Annotated in this window: 11 protein-coding genes; 4 read left to right on the top strand and 7 right to left on the bottom strand. The window is 68.6% G+C overall.

The window, feature by feature from the left end; translation table 11 throughout:
* The first annotated feature begins 146 nt into the window (after window positions 1-146).
* Window positions 147-6,206, top strand: a complete 6,060-nt coding sequence (locus ACF8ML_RS17760; RefSeq protein WP_392407548.1) for a DUF4011 domain-containing protein — start codon at window positions 147-149, stop codon at window positions 6,204-6,206.
* 60 nt (window positions 6,207-6,266) lie between these two features.
* Here the strand turns inward: ACF8ML_RS17760 and ppk2 are convergent, their stop codons facing one another.
* Window positions 6,267-7,187, bottom strand: coding sequence for a polyphosphate kinase 2 (gene ppk2 / locus ACF8ML_RS17755; protein WP_046238364.1), 921 nt, complete (start codon window positions 7,185-7,187; stop codon window positions 6,267-6,269).
* Between the two features lie 114 nt (window positions 7,188-7,301).
* Entirely contained in the window at window positions 7,302-8,276 is a 975-nt protein-coding gene (gene corA, locus ACF8ML_RS17750; RefSeq protein WP_012206223.1) for a magnesium/cobalt transporter CorA, read from the bottom strand.
* A 181-nt stretch (window positions 8,277-8,457) separates the two neighbouring features.
* On the opposite strand from corA, the gene ACF8ML_RS17745 reads away from it, so the two are divergent.
* A complete protein-coding gene (locus ACF8ML_RS17745) occupies window positions 8,458-9,351 on the top strand; it encodes an amino acid ABC transporter substrate-binding protein (RefSeq protein WP_016446415.1) in 894 nt (297 codons plus the stop codon).
* A gap of 88 nt (window positions 9,352-9,439) precedes the next feature.
* Here the strand turns inward: ACF8ML_RS17745 and ACF8ML_RS17740 are convergent, their stop codons facing one another.
* Together ACF8ML_RS17740 and ACF8ML_RS17735 are read right to left on the bottom strand one after the other, a co-directional pair.
* Window positions 9,440-9,745, bottom strand: coding sequence for an NIPSNAP family protein (locus tag ACF8ML_RS17740; RefSeq protein WP_012206218.1), 306 nt, complete (start codon window positions 9,743-9,745; stop codon window positions 9,440-9,442).
* Between the two features lie 55 nt (window positions 9,746-9,800).
* A complete protein-coding gene (locus ACF8ML_RS17735) occupies window positions 9,801-11,357 on the bottom strand; it encodes a methyl-accepting chemotaxis protein (protein WP_392407547.1) in 1,557 nt (518 codons plus the stop codon).
* A 123-nt stretch (window positions 11,358-11,480) separates the two neighbouring features.
* On the opposite strand from ACF8ML_RS17735, the gene ACF8ML_RS17730 reads away from it, so the two are divergent.
* Complete coding sequence (locus ACF8ML_RS17730; protein ID WP_191625470.1) at window positions 11,481-11,744, top strand: VF530 family DNA-binding protein; 264 nt, start codon at window positions 11,481-11,483, stop codon at window positions 11,742-11,744.
* Between the two features lie 126 nt (window positions 11,745-11,870).
* Here the strand turns inward: ACF8ML_RS17730 and ACF8ML_RS17725 are convergent, their stop codons facing one another.
* Window positions 11,871-12,746 carry a LysR family transcriptional regulator gene (locus tag ACF8ML_RS17725; RefSeq protein ID WP_061289469.1) on the bottom strand — a complete coding sequence of 292 codons (876 nt, stop codon included), beginning with the start codon at window positions 12,744-12,746 and terminating at the stop codon, window positions 11,871-11,873.
* A gap of 122 nt (window positions 12,747-12,868) precedes the next feature.
* Between ACF8ML_RS17725 and ACF8ML_RS17720 the strand changes: the two genes are divergently transcribed.
* The gene (locus ACF8ML_RS17720) at window positions 12,869-13,882 is read left to right on the top strand and encodes an NAD(P)H-quinone oxidoreductase (protein WP_392407546.1); all 1,014 of its coding nucleotides are present in this window, start codon (window positions 12,869-12,871) and stop codon (window positions 13,880-13,882) included.
* A gap of 17 nt (window positions 13,883-13,899) precedes the next feature.
* Here the strand turns inward: ACF8ML_RS17720 and ACF8ML_RS17715 are convergent, their stop codons facing one another.
* Together ACF8ML_RS17715 and ACF8ML_RS17710 are read right to left on the bottom strand one after the other, a co-directional pair.
* Window positions 13,900-14,574 (bottom strand): hypothetical protein, encoded by a 675-nt coding sequence (locus ACF8ML_RS17715; protein ID WP_154834065.1) that lies wholly within the window; start codon window positions 14,572-14,574, stop codon window positions 13,900-13,902.
* Between the two features lie 4 nt (window positions 14,575-14,578).
* Window positions 14,579-15,097, bottom strand: a complete 519-nt coding sequence (locus tag ACF8ML_RS17710; protein WP_016451460.1) for a carboxymuconolactone decarboxylase family protein — start codon at window positions 15,095-15,097, stop codon at window positions 14,579-14,581.
* Between the last annotated feature and the right edge of the window lie 5 nt (window positions 15,098-15,102).

Below are 15,102 nucleotides of genomic sequence, written 5' to 3'. Positions count from 1 at the left end.
CGCTCTTATTTTTTGCAAACAGTGACCCCTGAAAACCGCCCATCTCGGACACGGCGCCCCATTCGCAGCGGACAATCGTCGGGCCAGGAATATGACGGGATTTCGACAGTTCCCGCCGCCTGCTGGCCAGCCAAGGACTACCGCGCATGACAGAAGACCCCCGCCGAGATTCCCCCGCAGATGCCGCCCCCGCCGCCGCCCAGGCGCCGCAGACGGCCCCGCAGCTGCGCATCGGCACCGTCGCCAAGCTCAATCTCGCCGACTTCCAGAACGCCGTGCCCGCGCTGCTGGAGCTGGCCATCGTCAACGAGGGCGATCTGCCGCTGCAGGCGCTGAGCCTGCATCTGGCCTCGGAGCCTGCCTTCATCAAGCCGCGCACCTGGCGCCTGGAGTCGGTGGCCGCGCACAGCACCTATGCGCTGACCGACCTGGATGTGGCGCTGGACGGCGCCTTGCTCTCGCGCCTGACCGAGGCCGAGCCTGCCGTGCTGCGGCTGGAGCTGCGCAGCGGCCAGCCGGCACAGACGGTGCTGGCCCGGCACGAACACCCGCTGGAACTGCTGGCCCGCAACCAGTGGGGCGGCCTGGGGCATTTGCCCGAGATGGTGGCGGCCTTCGTGCAACCCAACGATCCGGCCGTGGACCGCATCCTCAAGGGCGCGGCGCAGGCGCTGGAGGCGGCGGGCAAGTCCGGCGCCATCAACGGCTATGAACAGGGGCCGCAGCGGGCCTGGGAACTGGCCTCGGCCATCTGGACTTCCGTGCTCCAGAAGAAACTCAACTACGCGCTGCCGCCGGCCAGCTTCGAGCATGCGGGCCAGAAGATACGCGGCGCGACCCAGGTGCTGGATGCGGGCCTGGCCACCTGCCTGGACCTGACGCTGCTGTTCGCCTCCTGCCTGGAGCAGGCGCACCTGAACCCGCTGCTGGTCTTCACGCGCGGCCATGCCTTCGTGGGCCTGTGGCTGGGCAGGCAGGAATTCTCGACCGCCGTGGTCGATGACATCACGGCCGTGCGCAAGCGGCTCAAGCTGCAGGAGCTGGTGGTCTTCGAGACCACGCTGGCCGCGCAAGGCCAGGCCGTGGCCTTCAGCCAGGCCATTGCCCAGGGCGCGCGCCAGCTGGCCGAAGAGCATGAGGACCAGTTCGAGCTGCTGGTGGACGTGCGGCGCGCACGCATGCAGCGCATCCGCCCGCTGGCGCTGGCCCAGCCGCAGGACGCCGCGCCCGAGGCCGGCGAAGGCCAGGCCGAGCCACGGCTCACCGTGGAGCCGCCGCCCGAACTCCTGGCGCAGGCGCAGACACGCGAAGTGCCCACCTCCCAGCTCGATCCCAAGGACAGGCTGGCGCGCTGGCAGCGCCGGCTGCTGGACCTGTCGCTGCGCAATGCCCTGCTCAACTTCAAGCCCGGCAAGAAATCGCTGCTGCTGCAGGTGGCCGCGCCCGCGCTGGAGGACACGCTGGCCCGGGGCCAGGTGCTCAAGCTGCTGCCCAGCCCCGAGCTCATGCAGGGCAAGGACCCGCGCAGCCAGCCATTGCACGAGGCGCGCAGCCTGGAAGACCTGCGCGGCGCGCACGCCGAAGAGGCGCTGCAGCGCCGCGAGGTCTTCATCGACCTGGAGCCGCTGGAGCTGGACAGCCGCTTTGTGGAGCTGTTTCGCGGCGCGCGCAACGCGCTGCAGGAAGGCGGCGCCAACACCTTGTTCGTGGCCCTGGGCTTTCTGGTCTGGAGCCGGCCCGACAAGCCCGATGTACGCGTGCGCGCGCCGCTGATCCTGCTGCCCGTCACGCTGGAGCGCAAGAGCGCGCGCTCGGGCTTCACGCTGCAGGCGCATGAGGACGAGCCGCGCTTCAATCCCACGCTGGTCGAGATGCTGCGCCAGGACTTCCAGCTGGAGCTGGGCGTGCCCGCAGGCGACCTGCCGCGCGACGAGGCCGGGCTGGACATCACCGGCATCTGGGCCCGCGTGCGCGAGGCGATCAAGGACGTGCGCGGCTGGGAGGTCAGCGAGGACGTGGTGCTGTCCATGTTCTCCTTCGCCAAATACCTGATGTGGAAGGACCTGGCCGAGCGCGCCGACCAGCTGCGCAGCTCGCCCGTGGTCGCCCACCTGATCGACACGCCGCGCGAGCCCTATCGCTCGGAGATCGCCTTTCCCGACACGCGGCGGCTGGACCAGGAGTTCGCGCCGCAGCAGGTCTTCAGCCCGCTGCCGGCCGATTCATCGCAGCTGTCGGCCGTGATGGCCGCTGCGCGCGGCAAGGACTTCGTGCTCATCGGCCCGCCGGGCACGGGCAAGAGCCAGACCATTGCCAACCTGATCGCGCAATGCCTGGCCGAGGACAAGCGCGTGCTCTTCGTGGCCGAGAAAATCGCCGCGCTGGACGTGGTCTACCGCCGCCTGCGCGAAGTGGGCCTGGGCGAGTTCTGCCTGGAGCTGCACTCCAACAAGAGCCGCAAGCTCGACGTGCTGGGCCAGCTGCAGAAATCCTGGGACTCGCATGGCCAGGTGGATGCCGAGGCCTGGGCCGCCAAGGCCAGCCAGCTCGGCCGCCTGCGCGAGCAGCTGTCGGCCTATGTGGAGCGCCTGCACCGGCGCCACGCCAACGGCTGGACCATCTACCGCGCCATTGGCGCCGTGGCCGGTGGCCAGGCGCTGCCGCGCCTGGGATTTCACTGGCCCACGCCCCAGGCCCATGACGAAGCGGGCCTGGCCCTTTTGCGCGAGACTGCGGGCCGCCTGCAGGCCAATGCCCAGGCCGTTGGCGCGCAGCATCTGAAGGACGGGCCGCTGGCCACGGTGCAGGCCAGCGACTGGTCCGTGCGCTGGCAGCAGCAGATGATGGATGCCGCCCAGGCCCTGCACGATGCAGGCCAGGGCTTTGCCGAGGCGGCGCAGCAGCTGGGCCGGCTGCTGCGCATCGAGTGGCCGGCGCTGGGGCGCCAGGCGCGCTCGGCGCTGGGCGTGATCGCGCGCGCGCTGCCTGCGGCCGCAGGCAGCAACCTGGCTTTCTGCGTGCTGCCTGACGGCGCGCGCATTGGCGAATCCCTGCAATCGGGCCTGCAGCTGCTGGCGCAGCACGGTGATCTGTCCGCACAGATGCTGGCGCCCTGGCCGGCCGAGCTGCAGACGCGCCTGGCCCAGGCGCTGGACCTGCTGGCGCAGCGCCGGCGCCTGCAGGCCGGGCTGGGCACGCCCTGGCCCGTGGCCCTGGGCGACGAGCTGGAGCGCGGCCTGCAGTGCATCGACGAGATCGCGGCGCTGCGCCAGGGCCTGTCCGTCAAGTACGGCGCGGGCGTGGGCCAGCTCAATGTCTCGCAGCTGCAGCGCGAATGGGCCAGAGCCGGCAAGTCCTTGTGGCCGCTGTCCTGGCTGGGCCGGCGCAAGGTGCGCGCGGCGCTGGAGGCCACCATCGAAGGCGCGGGCGAGCCGCGCGTGGCCGATGACCTGGCCGCCCTGGTGCGCATCCGGGGCCTGCGCGAGGAACTGGACCAGATCCAGCCCGGGGCCGCAGCCGACGGCCTGTGGGCCGGACACCGCACGCGCACCGACCATGCGCGCAGCGCCTTGAAGGCCAATGCGGCCCTGCTGGCCGCGCGTGCGCAGAAGTCCTTCTCGCTCGACGGCCTGGAGGCCGTGGCCGAAGGCCATGGCGGCGAGCGCTGGGCGGCCGAAGTGCAGCGCCTGCAGGCCCTGTACCAGATCGACCGCCAGCTCGATGGCTACCTGCCGCTGGCCGATGCCAGCCACGGCCTGTGGCGCGGCCTGGAAACCGATACCCAGGCCTTGCAGGACGCGCTGGCCTTCGAGCGCGAGCGCCTGCAACTGACGCGGCGCGGCGGCCTGATGGCATCGCACGCCGCCGTGGCCCAGGGCCGCTGTGGCGCGGCGCTGCAGCAGGCCCATGCGCAACTGGCGGCCCGCAGCGCCATCGAGGAACAACTGCTGGCGCTGGACGAGCTGCGCTTGCGCTGCCCCGGCGTCTGGGACGGCCTGGACACGCGCCCGCAAGCCGTGGAGCATGCGCTGCGCCTGCAGGGATCGCTGCAGGCAGGGCTGACCGGGCTGGGCTGGCAGGAGGCCGAGCTGGCCCAGGCACGCCAGGCCCTGCACCAGGTGCTGGCCTTGCGCAGCGCCGAGCTGGGCGAGGGTGCCGCGGTCGGCATGGCCTGCCAGCAGTTGCTGGACAGCCTGGCCGGCCTGCACGCGGCCATAGACCCCTTCAGCGCGGCGGCAGCCCATGGCGAGTCGCAGCAGCGTGCCCTGGCCCAGCGCACGGCCGAGCAGCTGGCGGCCACGGCGGGCGGCGTGCTGGCCGGGCAGGGCGGCCTGCATGCCTGGTGCGCCTGGCGCAATGCCCAGGCCGCGGCCCGCGCGGGCGGGCTGGGTGCGCTGGCCGACGCCATCGAGTCCGGCAGCCTGGAGCCGGCCCAGGCACCCAAGGCCTTCGAGGTCAACTACGCGCGCTGGTGGCTGGCGCTGGCCGTGGACGAGGACGAGGTGCTCAAGCGCTTCGTCTCTGCCGAGCATGAGCGGCGCATTGCCGACTTCCGCGCGCTGGACGATGAATTCACCTCGGTCACGCGCCAGTGGATACGTGCGCGGCTGTGCGCGGGCCTGCCGTCGGCCGACAGCATCCAGCGCAACAGCGAGTGGGGCATCCTGCGGCGCGAGATCACCAAGAAGCGCCAGCACCTGCCGCTGCGCCAGCTGCTGGAGCAGATCCCGTCGGCCGTGCTGCGCCTGACGCCCTGCCTGCTGATGAGCCCGCTGTCCATTGCCCAGTACCTGAGCGCCGAGACCAGCAACTTCGACATCGTCATCTTCGACGAGGCCTCGCAGATCCCCGTCTGGGACGCCATCGGCGCCATGGCGCGTGCGAAGCAGGTGGTCATGGTGGGCGACCCCAAGCAGCTGCCGCCCACCAGCTTCTTCGGCCGCGCCGACACCTCCGACACCTTCGACGAGGACACGCAGGGCGTGGAAGGGGACATGGAAAGCATCCTGGACGAATGCCTGGGCGCCAGCCTGCCCACGCGCAACCTGTCGTGGCACTACCGCTCGCGCCATGAAAGCCTGATCGCCTTCAGCAACCACCGCTACTACGGCGGCGGGCTGGTGACCTTTCCCTCGCCCGTCACCGATGACCGCGCCGTCAGCTTCCACGCCGTGCAGGGCCGCTATGAAAAAGGTGGCGCCCGCATCAACCAGCCCGAGGCCAAGGCCCTGGTGGCCGACCTGGTGGCGCGGCTGAAGTCGCCGGGGTTTGCGCAGTCGGGTGCCACCATCGGCGTGGTCACCTTCAACTCCGAGCAGCAAAGCCTGATCGAGGATTTGCTGGACGAAGAGCGCCGCAAGGACCCGGGGCTGGAGCCGTTTTTCTCCGATGCGCTGCTGGAGCCCGTCTTCGTCAAGAACCTGGAAAGCGTGCAGGGCGACGAGCGGGACATCATGTACTTTTCCATCACCTACGGGCCCGATATCTCGGGCGCGGTATCCATGAACTTCGGCCCGCTCAACCGCGACGGCGGCGAGCGGCGGCTGAACGTGGCGGTGACGCGCGCGCGGCAGGAGCTGCGCATCTTCTCCAGCCTGCGCGGCGAGCAGATGGACCTGTCGCGCACCCAGGCGGCGGGCGTGCGCGACCTCAAGCATTTCCTGGAATTTGCCGAGCGCGGCCCGCGCGCGCTGGCCGAGTCGCACCATGGCAGCCAGGGCGATTTCGACAGCCCCTTCGAGGCCAGCGTGGCCCAGGCGCTGGAGCGCAAGGGCTGGCGCGTGCACACGCAGATCGGCGCGTCCTCGTTCCGCGTGGACCTGGGCGTGGTGCACCCGGACCATGCGGGCAGCTACCTGGCGGGCGTGGAGTGCGACGGCGCCACCTACCACCGCTCGGCCACGGCGCGCGACCGCGACAAGCTGCGCGAGCAGGTGCTGCGCGGCCTGGGCTGGCAGATACTGCGCATCTGGTCCACGGACTGGTGGGTCAACCCGGGCGGCACGCTGGAGCGCATCCACGCGGCGCTGACCGCGCTGCTCGAGCAGGAGCGGCGCAAGCGTGCGGCCGAGGTTGTTGAGGTGCCGCAGGCGGCCGCAGTCGCCGGGGCAGAGCCAGAGCCAGAGACGCCTGAGGCGTCCGAGGCATCCGAGGCCTCCGCGTCCTCCGAGGCATCCGTGGAGGATGGCGAGGCGCAGAAGGCGTGAGGAAACGGGTCTTGAGAAGACGGGTCGCGGGAACGCCGGCGGCCCGCTGCCGGCCGCCGCTCAGTACAGATCCGGCACGTACATGTGCTGGGGAACGGGGTTGCGTGTGTATTCGGGGTTGCGCGTGCGCTCGGGCAGCACGATGGCCGGGTGCTCTATCTCTTCATAGGGCAGCTGCGTCAGCAGGTGGGAGATGCAGTTGAGCCGCGCCTTCTTCTTGTCCACGGCCTGCACCAGCCACCAGGGCGCCTCGGCGATGTGGGTGCGCTCCAGCATGGCTTCCTTGGCCTTGGTGTAGTCCTCCCAGCGGCGGCGGCTCTCGAAGTCCATGGGACTGAGCTTCCACTGCTTGAGCGGGTCGTGCACGCGGCCCAGAAAGCGCAGGTGCTGCTCCTCGTCGGTGATGGAGAACCAGTACTTCACCAGCGTGATGCCCGAGCGCACCAGCATCTTCTCGAACTCGGGCACGGAGCGGAAGAACTCCTCGTACTCCTCGTCGGAGCAAAAGCCCATCACGCGCTCCACGCCGGCGCGGTTGTACCAGCTGCGGTCAAAGAGAACGATCTCGCCGCCCGCAGGCAGGTGGGAGACATAGCGCTGGAAATACCATTGCGTGCGCTCGCGGTCGTTGGGCGCGGGCAGGGCGGCCACGCGGCACACGCGAGGGTTCAGGCGCTGGGTGATGCGCTTGATCACGCCGCCCTTGCCGGCCGCATCGCGGCCCTCGAAGAGGATGACCACCTTTTTTCTGTGGTGCTGCACCCAGTCCTGCAGCTTGACCAGCTCGCCCTGCAGGCGCAGCAGCTCGCGGAAGTAGGTCTGGCGGCTCACGGTGTCGGCACCGTCCAGATCGTCGCCACCGCTGCCCAGGCGGGCGTCGTCTATCTCCATCTCCAGTTCTTCGTCGTAGCTGTCGAGCAGATCGCGTTCGATGCGCTGCATCAGCGAATCATGGTGGTCGGGCAGAAGTTCGTCGTACATGGTGGGGAATCCGGGCGTGCAGGAGTTGGCGCCTGGGATGGTGGCGTGGATGTGTGACGCGGCTGTGACGGTGCGGCTGGGTGAATACCCTGGCACCGCTCGCCTTCCCGCCGCCTACAGCCACCCCGCCTTGCGGAACTTGTAGTAAAGCAGGCCGCAAACACCCAGCACGAACAGCAGCGCGGCCGGATAGCCGTACTGCCACTTCAGTTCGGGCATGTTCTCGAAGTTCATGCCCCAGACGCCGAAGAAGGCCGTGCAGATGGCGAAGATACTGGCCCAGGCTGCCAGCCGCTTGGTGACTTCGTTTTCCTCGATGGACACCATGGACAGGTTCACCTGGATGGCCGTGCCCACGGTGTCGCGCATGGTGTCGATCTGGGCGTTGATGCGGCCCAGGTGATCCATCACATCGCGGAAGTAGTCCCTGGAGCCCACGCAGATCTGGGGGACGCGCCCGCCGTTGAGCTTGCCCACGGCTTCCAGCAGGGGGGCCACGGCGTGCTTGAGGTCCATGGCGCGGCCCTTGAGTTCATACAGCTGCTTGATGTTGTCGCGCGCCGCGCCCTTGGTGAAGATCTGCTGCTCGATCTGCTCCAGCTCCACCTCCAGCGCGTCGATGATGGGAAAGTAGCGGTCCACCACCGCATCCATCAGCGCATACAGCACAAAGCCCGAGCCGTGGCGCAGCAGCTCCGGCTCGCTCTCGCAGCGCTCGCGCACGCCCAGGAAACCGCGCTTGCTGCGGTTGCGCACCGACAGCACGTAATTGGAGCCCACGAAGACATCGACCTCGCCGTGGTTGAAGTGGCCGGGCCGCTCGGGCTCGGGCTCCAGCAGGTGCATCACGGCAAACAGCGAGCTGCCGTACTCCTCCAGCTTGGGCCGCTGGTGGCCGTGCAGCGCATCCTCCACGGCCAGGGCGTGCAGGCCGAACTCCTGGCGCATCTCCTCCAGCTCGGCCGGCGTGGCGTCCGCCAGCGCCACCCAGACGAAGCAGCCGGGCCGCTCTATGTAGTTGCTGATGTCGGCGACAGGAATGTCCGCCAGCTTGGCCCCGTTTTCGTAGGCAACGCAGTTGATCAGCATGGGAGTTCCCTCGGTAATTCTGGTGCTGGTGATCCTGCCATAACGGGGGAGGGGGAAAAGCCAGTGCCCAAGCTGCCACCGAAACAGCCAGCAGCCCAGGTTTGCGCACCTGGTAACAATACGTGTATAACCTGTCACAACCTGCTGGGCGCCGCCCGGCGCTTGCGAGCCAAGGACTCAGATGATCTTTCGCCAGTGGGGAATTGCGTTGGGTGCGTTGGGCCTGTGGGCCTTGAGCGGTGTATCTGCAGCCGGTGTGCTGGACAAGATCCAGGCCGGTGGCGCGCTGGTGATTGCGCACCGGGAATCGTCGGTTCCCTTCTCCTACATCGACACCCGCAGCGGCAAGCCCGTCGGTTATGCGCTGGATCTGTGCCTTCGCCTGGCCGAGGCGGTGCGCAAGCAGACAGGCAGGAAGGACATGAAGGTGGAGTTCCTGATGGTCACGCCCGCCAATCGCATGGCCGTGATCGAGCAGGGCAAGGCCGACATGGAGTGCGGCTCGACCACGAACAACGCGCAGCGGCGCCAGACCGTGGCGTTCACGGTTCCCCATTTCATCACCGGCGCCCGGATGCTAGTGAAGGCCGACAGCACCATCAACGCGATGGAGGATCTCAAGGGCAAAAAGCTGGTTTCCACCAAGGGCACCAGCCCGATGGCCCTGGTGACGCAGGCCAACAGGCAGCGCCTGATGGGCATCACCATTGTGGAGGCCCCCGATCACGCGAGGGCCCTGGAGATGGTGGAGAAGGGCGAAGCCGACGCGTTCGTGATGGATGACGTGCTTCTCAACGGGCTGGCCGCTGCACGGCCCGATCCACGTGCCCTGAAGGTGGTGGGCAAGTTCCTGTCCACCGAACCCCTGGCGATCATGCTGCCGAAGGCCGATACCGCGTTCAAGAAACTGGTCGATGAAGAGATGAAGCGGATCATCACCAGCCGCGAAATCCACCCCATCTACGAGAAGTGGTTCCTGCAGCCGATTCCACCCAACTCCACGAATCTGAACCTGCCGATCAGCTACCTGCTGCGCGACTTCTGGAAGTACCCCACGGCGGACATTCTGCTGTAGGCCCGTTCAGACGCGGCGCCGGATTTGTCGAGCCGCCAGCGCTTGCCCGCTTGCCCGGTTCGACGGGCGGCTGCGGCGCCGGGCAGATTCAGCCGAACACGGGGCGCATGAAGCTGCGCTCGTAGCTGAGGATGCAGCGCGTGTCCTCCGCGTAGCGGAAGGCGGCCTGGCACTCGGGGTCCTGCATGGACTTGATGCGGTACTCCTCGTACAGCGCCATGCTGGGAAAGCTGAACATGGCCAGCGCCACATTGTTGGCACCTTCGGACGGCAGGAAGTAGCCGTGGTGCTTGCCGCCGAACTTCTCGACCAGCGGAATCCAGGTCTTGCCGTACTCCTCGAATTCCTTGGCCTTGAACGGGTCGATGATGTAGCGCAGGTAGCAGGTGATCATGGGGATGGAAGAAGGGGAGGAAAGGAAAGGGGAGGCAGGGAGGGCAGAGCCGGCTCTAGAGTTTGAACGAAGCCGTCAGGCGCGACAGCTTCTCCGATTCTTCCTGCAGCACCTGGGTGGCAGCCGAGGACTGCTCGACCAGTGCGGCGTTCTGCTGGGTCACGCGGTCCATGTCGGTCACGGCATGGCCCACCTGCTCGATGCCGGTGCTTTGCTCGCGGCTGGCCGAGGCGATCTCGGTCACGATGCCTGTGATGTTGCGCACCGTGGTGACCACTTCGCGCATGGTCTGCCCGGCCTGGTCCACCAGGGTGGCGCCGGCGTCCACGCTGTCCACCGAGGTCTGGATCAGCGTCTTGATCTCGCGCGCGGCCGAGGCGCTGCGCTGTGCCAGCGTGCGCACCTCGCCCGCCACCACGGCAAAGCCGCGCCCGTGCTCGCCCGCGCGCGCCGCTTCCACGGCCGCATTCAGCGCGAGGATATTGGTCTGGAAGGCAATGCCGTCGATCACGCCGATGATGTCCACCACGCGGCGCGAGGAGCTGTTGATCTCGCCCATGGTGGCCACCACCTGGTCCACCACGGAGCCGCCGCGCTCGGCCACGGAACAGGCGCCCGAGGCGATCTGGCTGGCGTGCTGGGCGTTCTCGGCGTTCTGGTGCACGGTGGCCGTGAGCTGCTCCATGGAGGCGGCGGTTTCTTCCAGCGAACTGGCCTGGCGCTCCGTGCGCTGCGACAGGTCCACGCTGCCCGTGGCGATCTCGCCGGCCGAGCGGTGGATGACGCCGGCCGTTTCATGGATGCGCGTCACCAGCTGGCGCAGCTGCTCGCTCATGCGCTGCACGGCGGCGATCACGCTGCCTTCGGGGGCCTGGGCTGCGCCCGCCAGCCCCGACTGCGACAGGTCGCCCGAGGCGATGCGGTTGGCAATCTCGGCCGCCACCGCCGGCTCGCCGCCAATGGCATTGAGCACGCTGCGCGTGGCCAGCCACGCGATCAGGGACAGCAGTGCGCCCAGCACGGCCAGCGCCGCCACCGACTTGGTGATGGTGGCGACAAAGGCCTGCTGGATGTCGTCCACATAGTCGCCAGCGATCAGGTCCCAGTTCCAGGCCGTGGAGCGCCTGGCATAGGCCAGCTTCTCGCTGGGCTCCTTGGCGCCGGGGCGGGGCCACCAGTACGTGAGGTAGCCGCTGCCCTGGGCCGACGCGCCCACGGCGGCAATGTTGCGGTACAGGTAGTTGCCCTTGGCATCCTGGAAGCCGCCCATGTTCTTGCCGTTGATGCCCGGGCTTGCGGGATTGTTCAGCACCACGGAATCCGTGGTGATGCTGGTGATGTAGCCTGCGCCGCCCGCATAGCGCAACTGGCCCACGCGGGCAATGGCGGTGGCCTTGGCTTCTTCCTCTGTCAGCTTGCCGGCCTTGGCCTCGGCGGCAATCGCCGCAATCAGGCTGTCGCCCGCATCGACGAAGTCGCGCAGCGCCTGCTGCCGGGCCTCGTAGGCCTTGTCGCGTGCCTGGTAGGCGTTGAAGAGGGTGAGCGCAAGCAGCGCGAGAAGGCAGAAAACCAGCGGTGCCAGCAGTTTCTGGCGAAGGGACAGGGCGGGCATGGTCGGGGAGTGCAGCAGAAGGCCAGGAACGCCACAATGCTACAGAAACTTACGGCATGGTTGCATGTAATTACAAATAAAGCTGCGGTCCGCAGCACTGCAAAGGCGGGCGAAAATCGCGCCATGCAAGAAACCCCGCCTCCCGCCGCCCAGCCCCGCAATCCGCTGCACGGCGTCACGCTCGAAGCCATCGTCCTTGCCCTGGAGGCCCGCTACGGCTGGGCCGGGCTTGCGCGGCAGGTTCCGGTGCGCTGCTTTGCGCTGGACCCCAGCGTCAGCTCCAGCCTGAAGTTCCTGCGCAAGACGCCCTGGGCGCGCGAGAAGGTGGAGGCGCTCTATCTGGAGATGCTGCGCAAGGACAGGCACAGGCCTGCTTCCCAAGACTGAAGGCGCAGCCGGTGGCCACCGGGCAGCCTGTCCGGTGCGCTGGCGCAGGTTCTGCCGATCATCGGCTCCCGCTGCATGCCTGCATCCCTGCCGCCGTGATTGCCGCCGCCCTGGACAAGCTCTGCATCACGCAGGCTCCGCGCCCAGCGCCTGGGCCAGGAACTCGGCCGTGACGCGCACCCGGGCCGTGCGCTGCAGGTCGGGGTGCATGACCTGCCAGACCTCGTAGTCGTCCGAGCGCTGGCGCTGCGGCCAGATGCGCAGCAGGCCTTCGCGCTCGCCCATGCTCACGGGCATTTCGCCCAGGCCTATGCCGGCCGCCACGGCCTTGCGCACCAGCAGGCTGGAGTTGGCGGCCATGGCGATCCTGGCCTGGCGCGCGGGCACGTCCACCATGGTGGGAACGGGCCGCTGCTCCAGGAAGGGGCCGTAGACCACGAGGTGGTGGCCGCGCAGTTCGTCCTCGGCCACGGGCTCGCCAAAGCGCGCCACATAGGCGGCACTCGCAAACAGTCCTACCGGCCATGCCGCCACGCGGCGCACCACCAGCTCGGGCGCCTCGGGGCGGACGTTGCGAAACGCGATGTCGGCCTGGCGGCGGCCCAGGTTGAGCATCTGGGTGGACACCTCCAGGTCCACGCGGATGCCGGGCCAGCGCTGCTGCAGGCGCTCGATGGCGGGCAGCAGGAATTCTGTGGCAATCGAGTCGGTGCTGGTCACGCGCACCAGGCCGGCCGGGCTGTCGTCCAGGCCTTCGATGCGCGTGCGCAGGTCCAGCGCCGCGACCTCCATGCGTCGCGCCGCGCCCAGTGCGGCCTCGCCGGCGGCGGTCAGCAGGTAGCCGTCCCTGGCGCGCAGGAAGAGCTTGCTGCCCAGCTCGGCCTCCAGCGCATTCAGGCGCCGGCCCACGGTGGCCTGGTCCACGCCCAGGGTGCGTGCGGCCGCGCGCAGGGAGGGGGCGCGTGTCAGGGCGAGAAAGATGCGGGTGTCATCCCAGTTCATGGCGGTTGGCGTGATGCAGATTTGCAGCACTGTAGAGCGAAATCGCTGCGTTCGAGCGGCTGGCGGCAGTCGTAAGCTCGGGGCATTCATTTCTTCAACCTGTTTTTGGACACTCTTTCGCCATGAATGACGACGCCCGCATGCAAGCCATTGTTTTCGACGATTTCGGCGGCCCCGAAGTGCTCGTGGTCCGCGACGTGGCCCGGCCCGAAGTCCGGCCCCATGACCTTCTGGTGCGCAATGCCTCCATCGGCGTGAACCGTGCCGATGTCTCGCACCGCAAGGGCGCCTATGGCCGCGCCCACTTTGGCGAATCCGACCTCATGGGCCTGGAGATCGCCGGCACGGTGGTGCAAGTGGGCGCCGAGGTGCAGGGCTTCGCCGTGGGCGACCGCGTCATGGGCATCGTGGGCGGCGGCGCCTATGCCGAGCTGTCGCGCATCGACCACCGCATGGCCATGCATGTGCCCGAGGGCCTTTCGCTGACGGATGCCGGCGCGGTGGCCGAAGTCTTCGTGACGGCGCATGAGGCGCTGTTCCACCTGGCCCAACTGCAGCCTGGCGAAGCCGTGCTCATCCACGCGGCCGGCAGCGGCGTGGGCTCGGCGGCGGTGCAGCTGGCGCATGCGGCCGGGGCGCGCGTGTTCGCCACGGCCAGCGGCGACAAGCGGGCGGCTGTCTTGGGCCTGGGCGCCGACGTGTTCATCGACTACCGCAGCGAAGACTTCCAGGCCGTGGTGGCCGAGCAGACCGGCGGCCAGGGTGTGGATGTGGTGGTGGACTTCATCGGCGCCCCGTATCTGGAGCGCAACCTGCGCTCGATGGCCATGGGCGGGCGCATGGTCTGCGTGGGCCTGCTGGGCGGCGCGCTGGCGGCGGCCGTGCCCATGGACGTGCTGCTGTACAGGCACCTGAGGATCTTCGGCACGGTGATGAAGTCGCGCCCGCCCGAAGTCAAGCAGGCCATGGTCCGGCGCTTTGCCCAGCGCTGGCTGCCCGCGCTGGCTGCCGGCACCATCCGCCCCGTGATCGACAGCACCTGGCCGCTGGCCGAGGCCGCGCAGGCGCACCGGCGCATGGAGTCGGGCCAGAGCGTGGGCAAGCTGCTGCTGATTCCCGGGCAGGGCGCTCAATAGGGCGCTCAATAGGGCGTTCAATAGGGCGGCCAGGCCCCATCCCCCGCGTCCACGGTCGCGAACATGGTGCGCACGGTGTGCGTGAAATGCGGCCGCGTGATGTCGCTCCAGGCCGTGGCGCGCACCTGCAGCCAGGCCGGGCAGCCCAGCACCTCGGGGTTTTGCAGGTCATAGCAGGCCAGGGACAGCGGGCCGCCGTCGTGGTTCAGGTAGCGGCGTGAATGGATGTTGCCCTGCACGGCGGCCAGGCCCGGCATGTGTTCTTCGTCGTACCAGCGAAAGATCTCGGGCGCCCAGCCTTCGGCCGGGTCCATCTCCACCGTGTAGTGGGCATGGCGCTGCTGCCCGTGCGAGGCGCCGGGCCGGTCGAAGGCCAGCGTCAGCCTGGACGCCGCAAGGTTTGATGCGGCCGGCAGCATGGCCTGCGCCGCCGCCTGCACGGCAAGCACTGCAGGCCGCGAGACGCCCATGCGGCCCGGCAGCTCCACATAGACGTAGATGCGCCCCGTGCTGGCCGACCAGGCGAATCGCTGGACGGTCAGGCGCACGCCCAGGCCTGCCGCCTGGGTGAGGGCGTCGCCAAACGCAGGACCGTAGGCGCTTCTTGCGAATGCCTTGGCGCTTGCCAGGCAGGGCGCTGCCATCGTCCATTGCAGCAGCAGGCAGTCGGCAGGTATGCGGGAATCAGCCATGCCTTCAGTGCCCGATATGGAATGCGGTGAGAAAGCGCGAGACCATGTTGTAGGCCGCGATGGTGGCCACCAGGTCCACCTGTTCCTGCGCGCTGAAGCGGGCCTGCACCTGGGCGAACAGCGCGTCGGCGACGGTGATGTCGCGCGTCATGGCATCGGTCAGGCGGATGGCAAGGTGCTCTTGCTCGGTCCACGGCGCATCCGCGGCGCAGGGGATGCTGCGGGTCGCCTCGATGGCCGCATCGCTCTTGCCCGCCTTGTGGGCATGGGGTACATGGGCATTGAATTCATAGGGCGCGCCGTTGAGCACGGCCACGCGCAGGATGACCAGCTCGCGCAGCCCTGCATCCAGGCTGCTGCGATTGCGCACGGCCGACAGCATCTGCTCCCATCCGTGGGCGATGGGCGGGCTGTTGAGCAGCACCTGGTACAGCTCGGAAATGCGGCCGCGTTCGGCCAGGATGCGCGATTCCACAGCCGCCAGTTCGGGGCGGGTTCCGGGGAGTACGGGTTGGATTCTCATGGGGG

Origin of the sequence: Delftia sp. WSY_10 (assembly GCF_043104705.1) — a bacterium.
Lineage (GTDB): Bacteria > Pseudomonadota > Gammaproteobacteria > Burkholderiales > Burkholderiaceae_C > Comamonas > Comamonas tsuruhatensis.
Note: the sequence above shows the minus strand (reverse complement) of the source record. Positions and strands in the feature narration are given on the sequence as shown.

Excerpts from the sequence above, each read along its gene's own strand:
- ACF8ML_RS17760 (WP_392407548.1), top strand. The coding sequence starts at position 147 with ATGACAGAAGACCCCCGCCGAGATTCCCCCGCAGATGCCGCCCCCGCC.
- ppk2 (WP_046238364.1), bottom strand. The coding sequence starts at position 7,187 with ATGTACGACGAACTTCTGCCCGACCACCATGATTCGCTGATGCAGCGC.
- corA (WP_012206223.1), bottom strand. The coding sequence starts at position 8,276 with ATGCTGATCAACTGCGTTGCCTACGAAAACGGGGCCAAGCTGGCGGAC.
- ACF8ML_RS17745 (WP_016446415.1), top strand. The coding sequence starts at position 8,458 with ATGATCTTTCGCCAGTGGGGAATTGCGTTGGGTGCGTTGGGCCTGTGG.
- ACF8ML_RS17740 (WP_012206218.1), bottom strand. The coding sequence starts at position 9,745 with ATGATCACCTGCTACCTGCGCTACATCATCGACCCGTTCAAGGCCAAG.
- ACF8ML_RS17735 (WP_392407547.1), bottom strand. The coding sequence starts at position 11,357 with ATGCCCGCCCTGTCCCTTCGCCAGAAACTGCTGGCACCGCTGGTTTTC.
- ACF8ML_RS17730 (WP_191625470.1), top strand. The coding sequence starts at position 11,481 with ATGCAAGAAACCCCGCCTCCCGCCGCCCAGCCCCGCAATCCGCTGCAC.
- ACF8ML_RS17725 (WP_061289469.1), bottom strand. The coding sequence starts at position 12,746 with ATGAACTGGGATGACACCCGCATCTTTCTCGCCCTGACACGCGCCCCC.
- ACF8ML_RS17720 (WP_392407546.1), top strand. The coding sequence starts at position 12,869 with ATGAATGACGACGCCCGCATGCAAGCCATTGTTTTCGACGATTTCGGC.
- ACF8ML_RS17715 (WP_154834065.1), bottom strand. The coding sequence starts at position 14,574 with ATGGCTGATTCCCGCATACCTGCCGACTGCCTGCTGCTGCAATGGACG.
- ACF8ML_RS17710 (WP_016451460.1), bottom strand. The coding sequence starts at position 15,097 with ATGAGAATCCAACCCGTACTCCCCGGAACCCGCCCCGAACTGGCGGCT.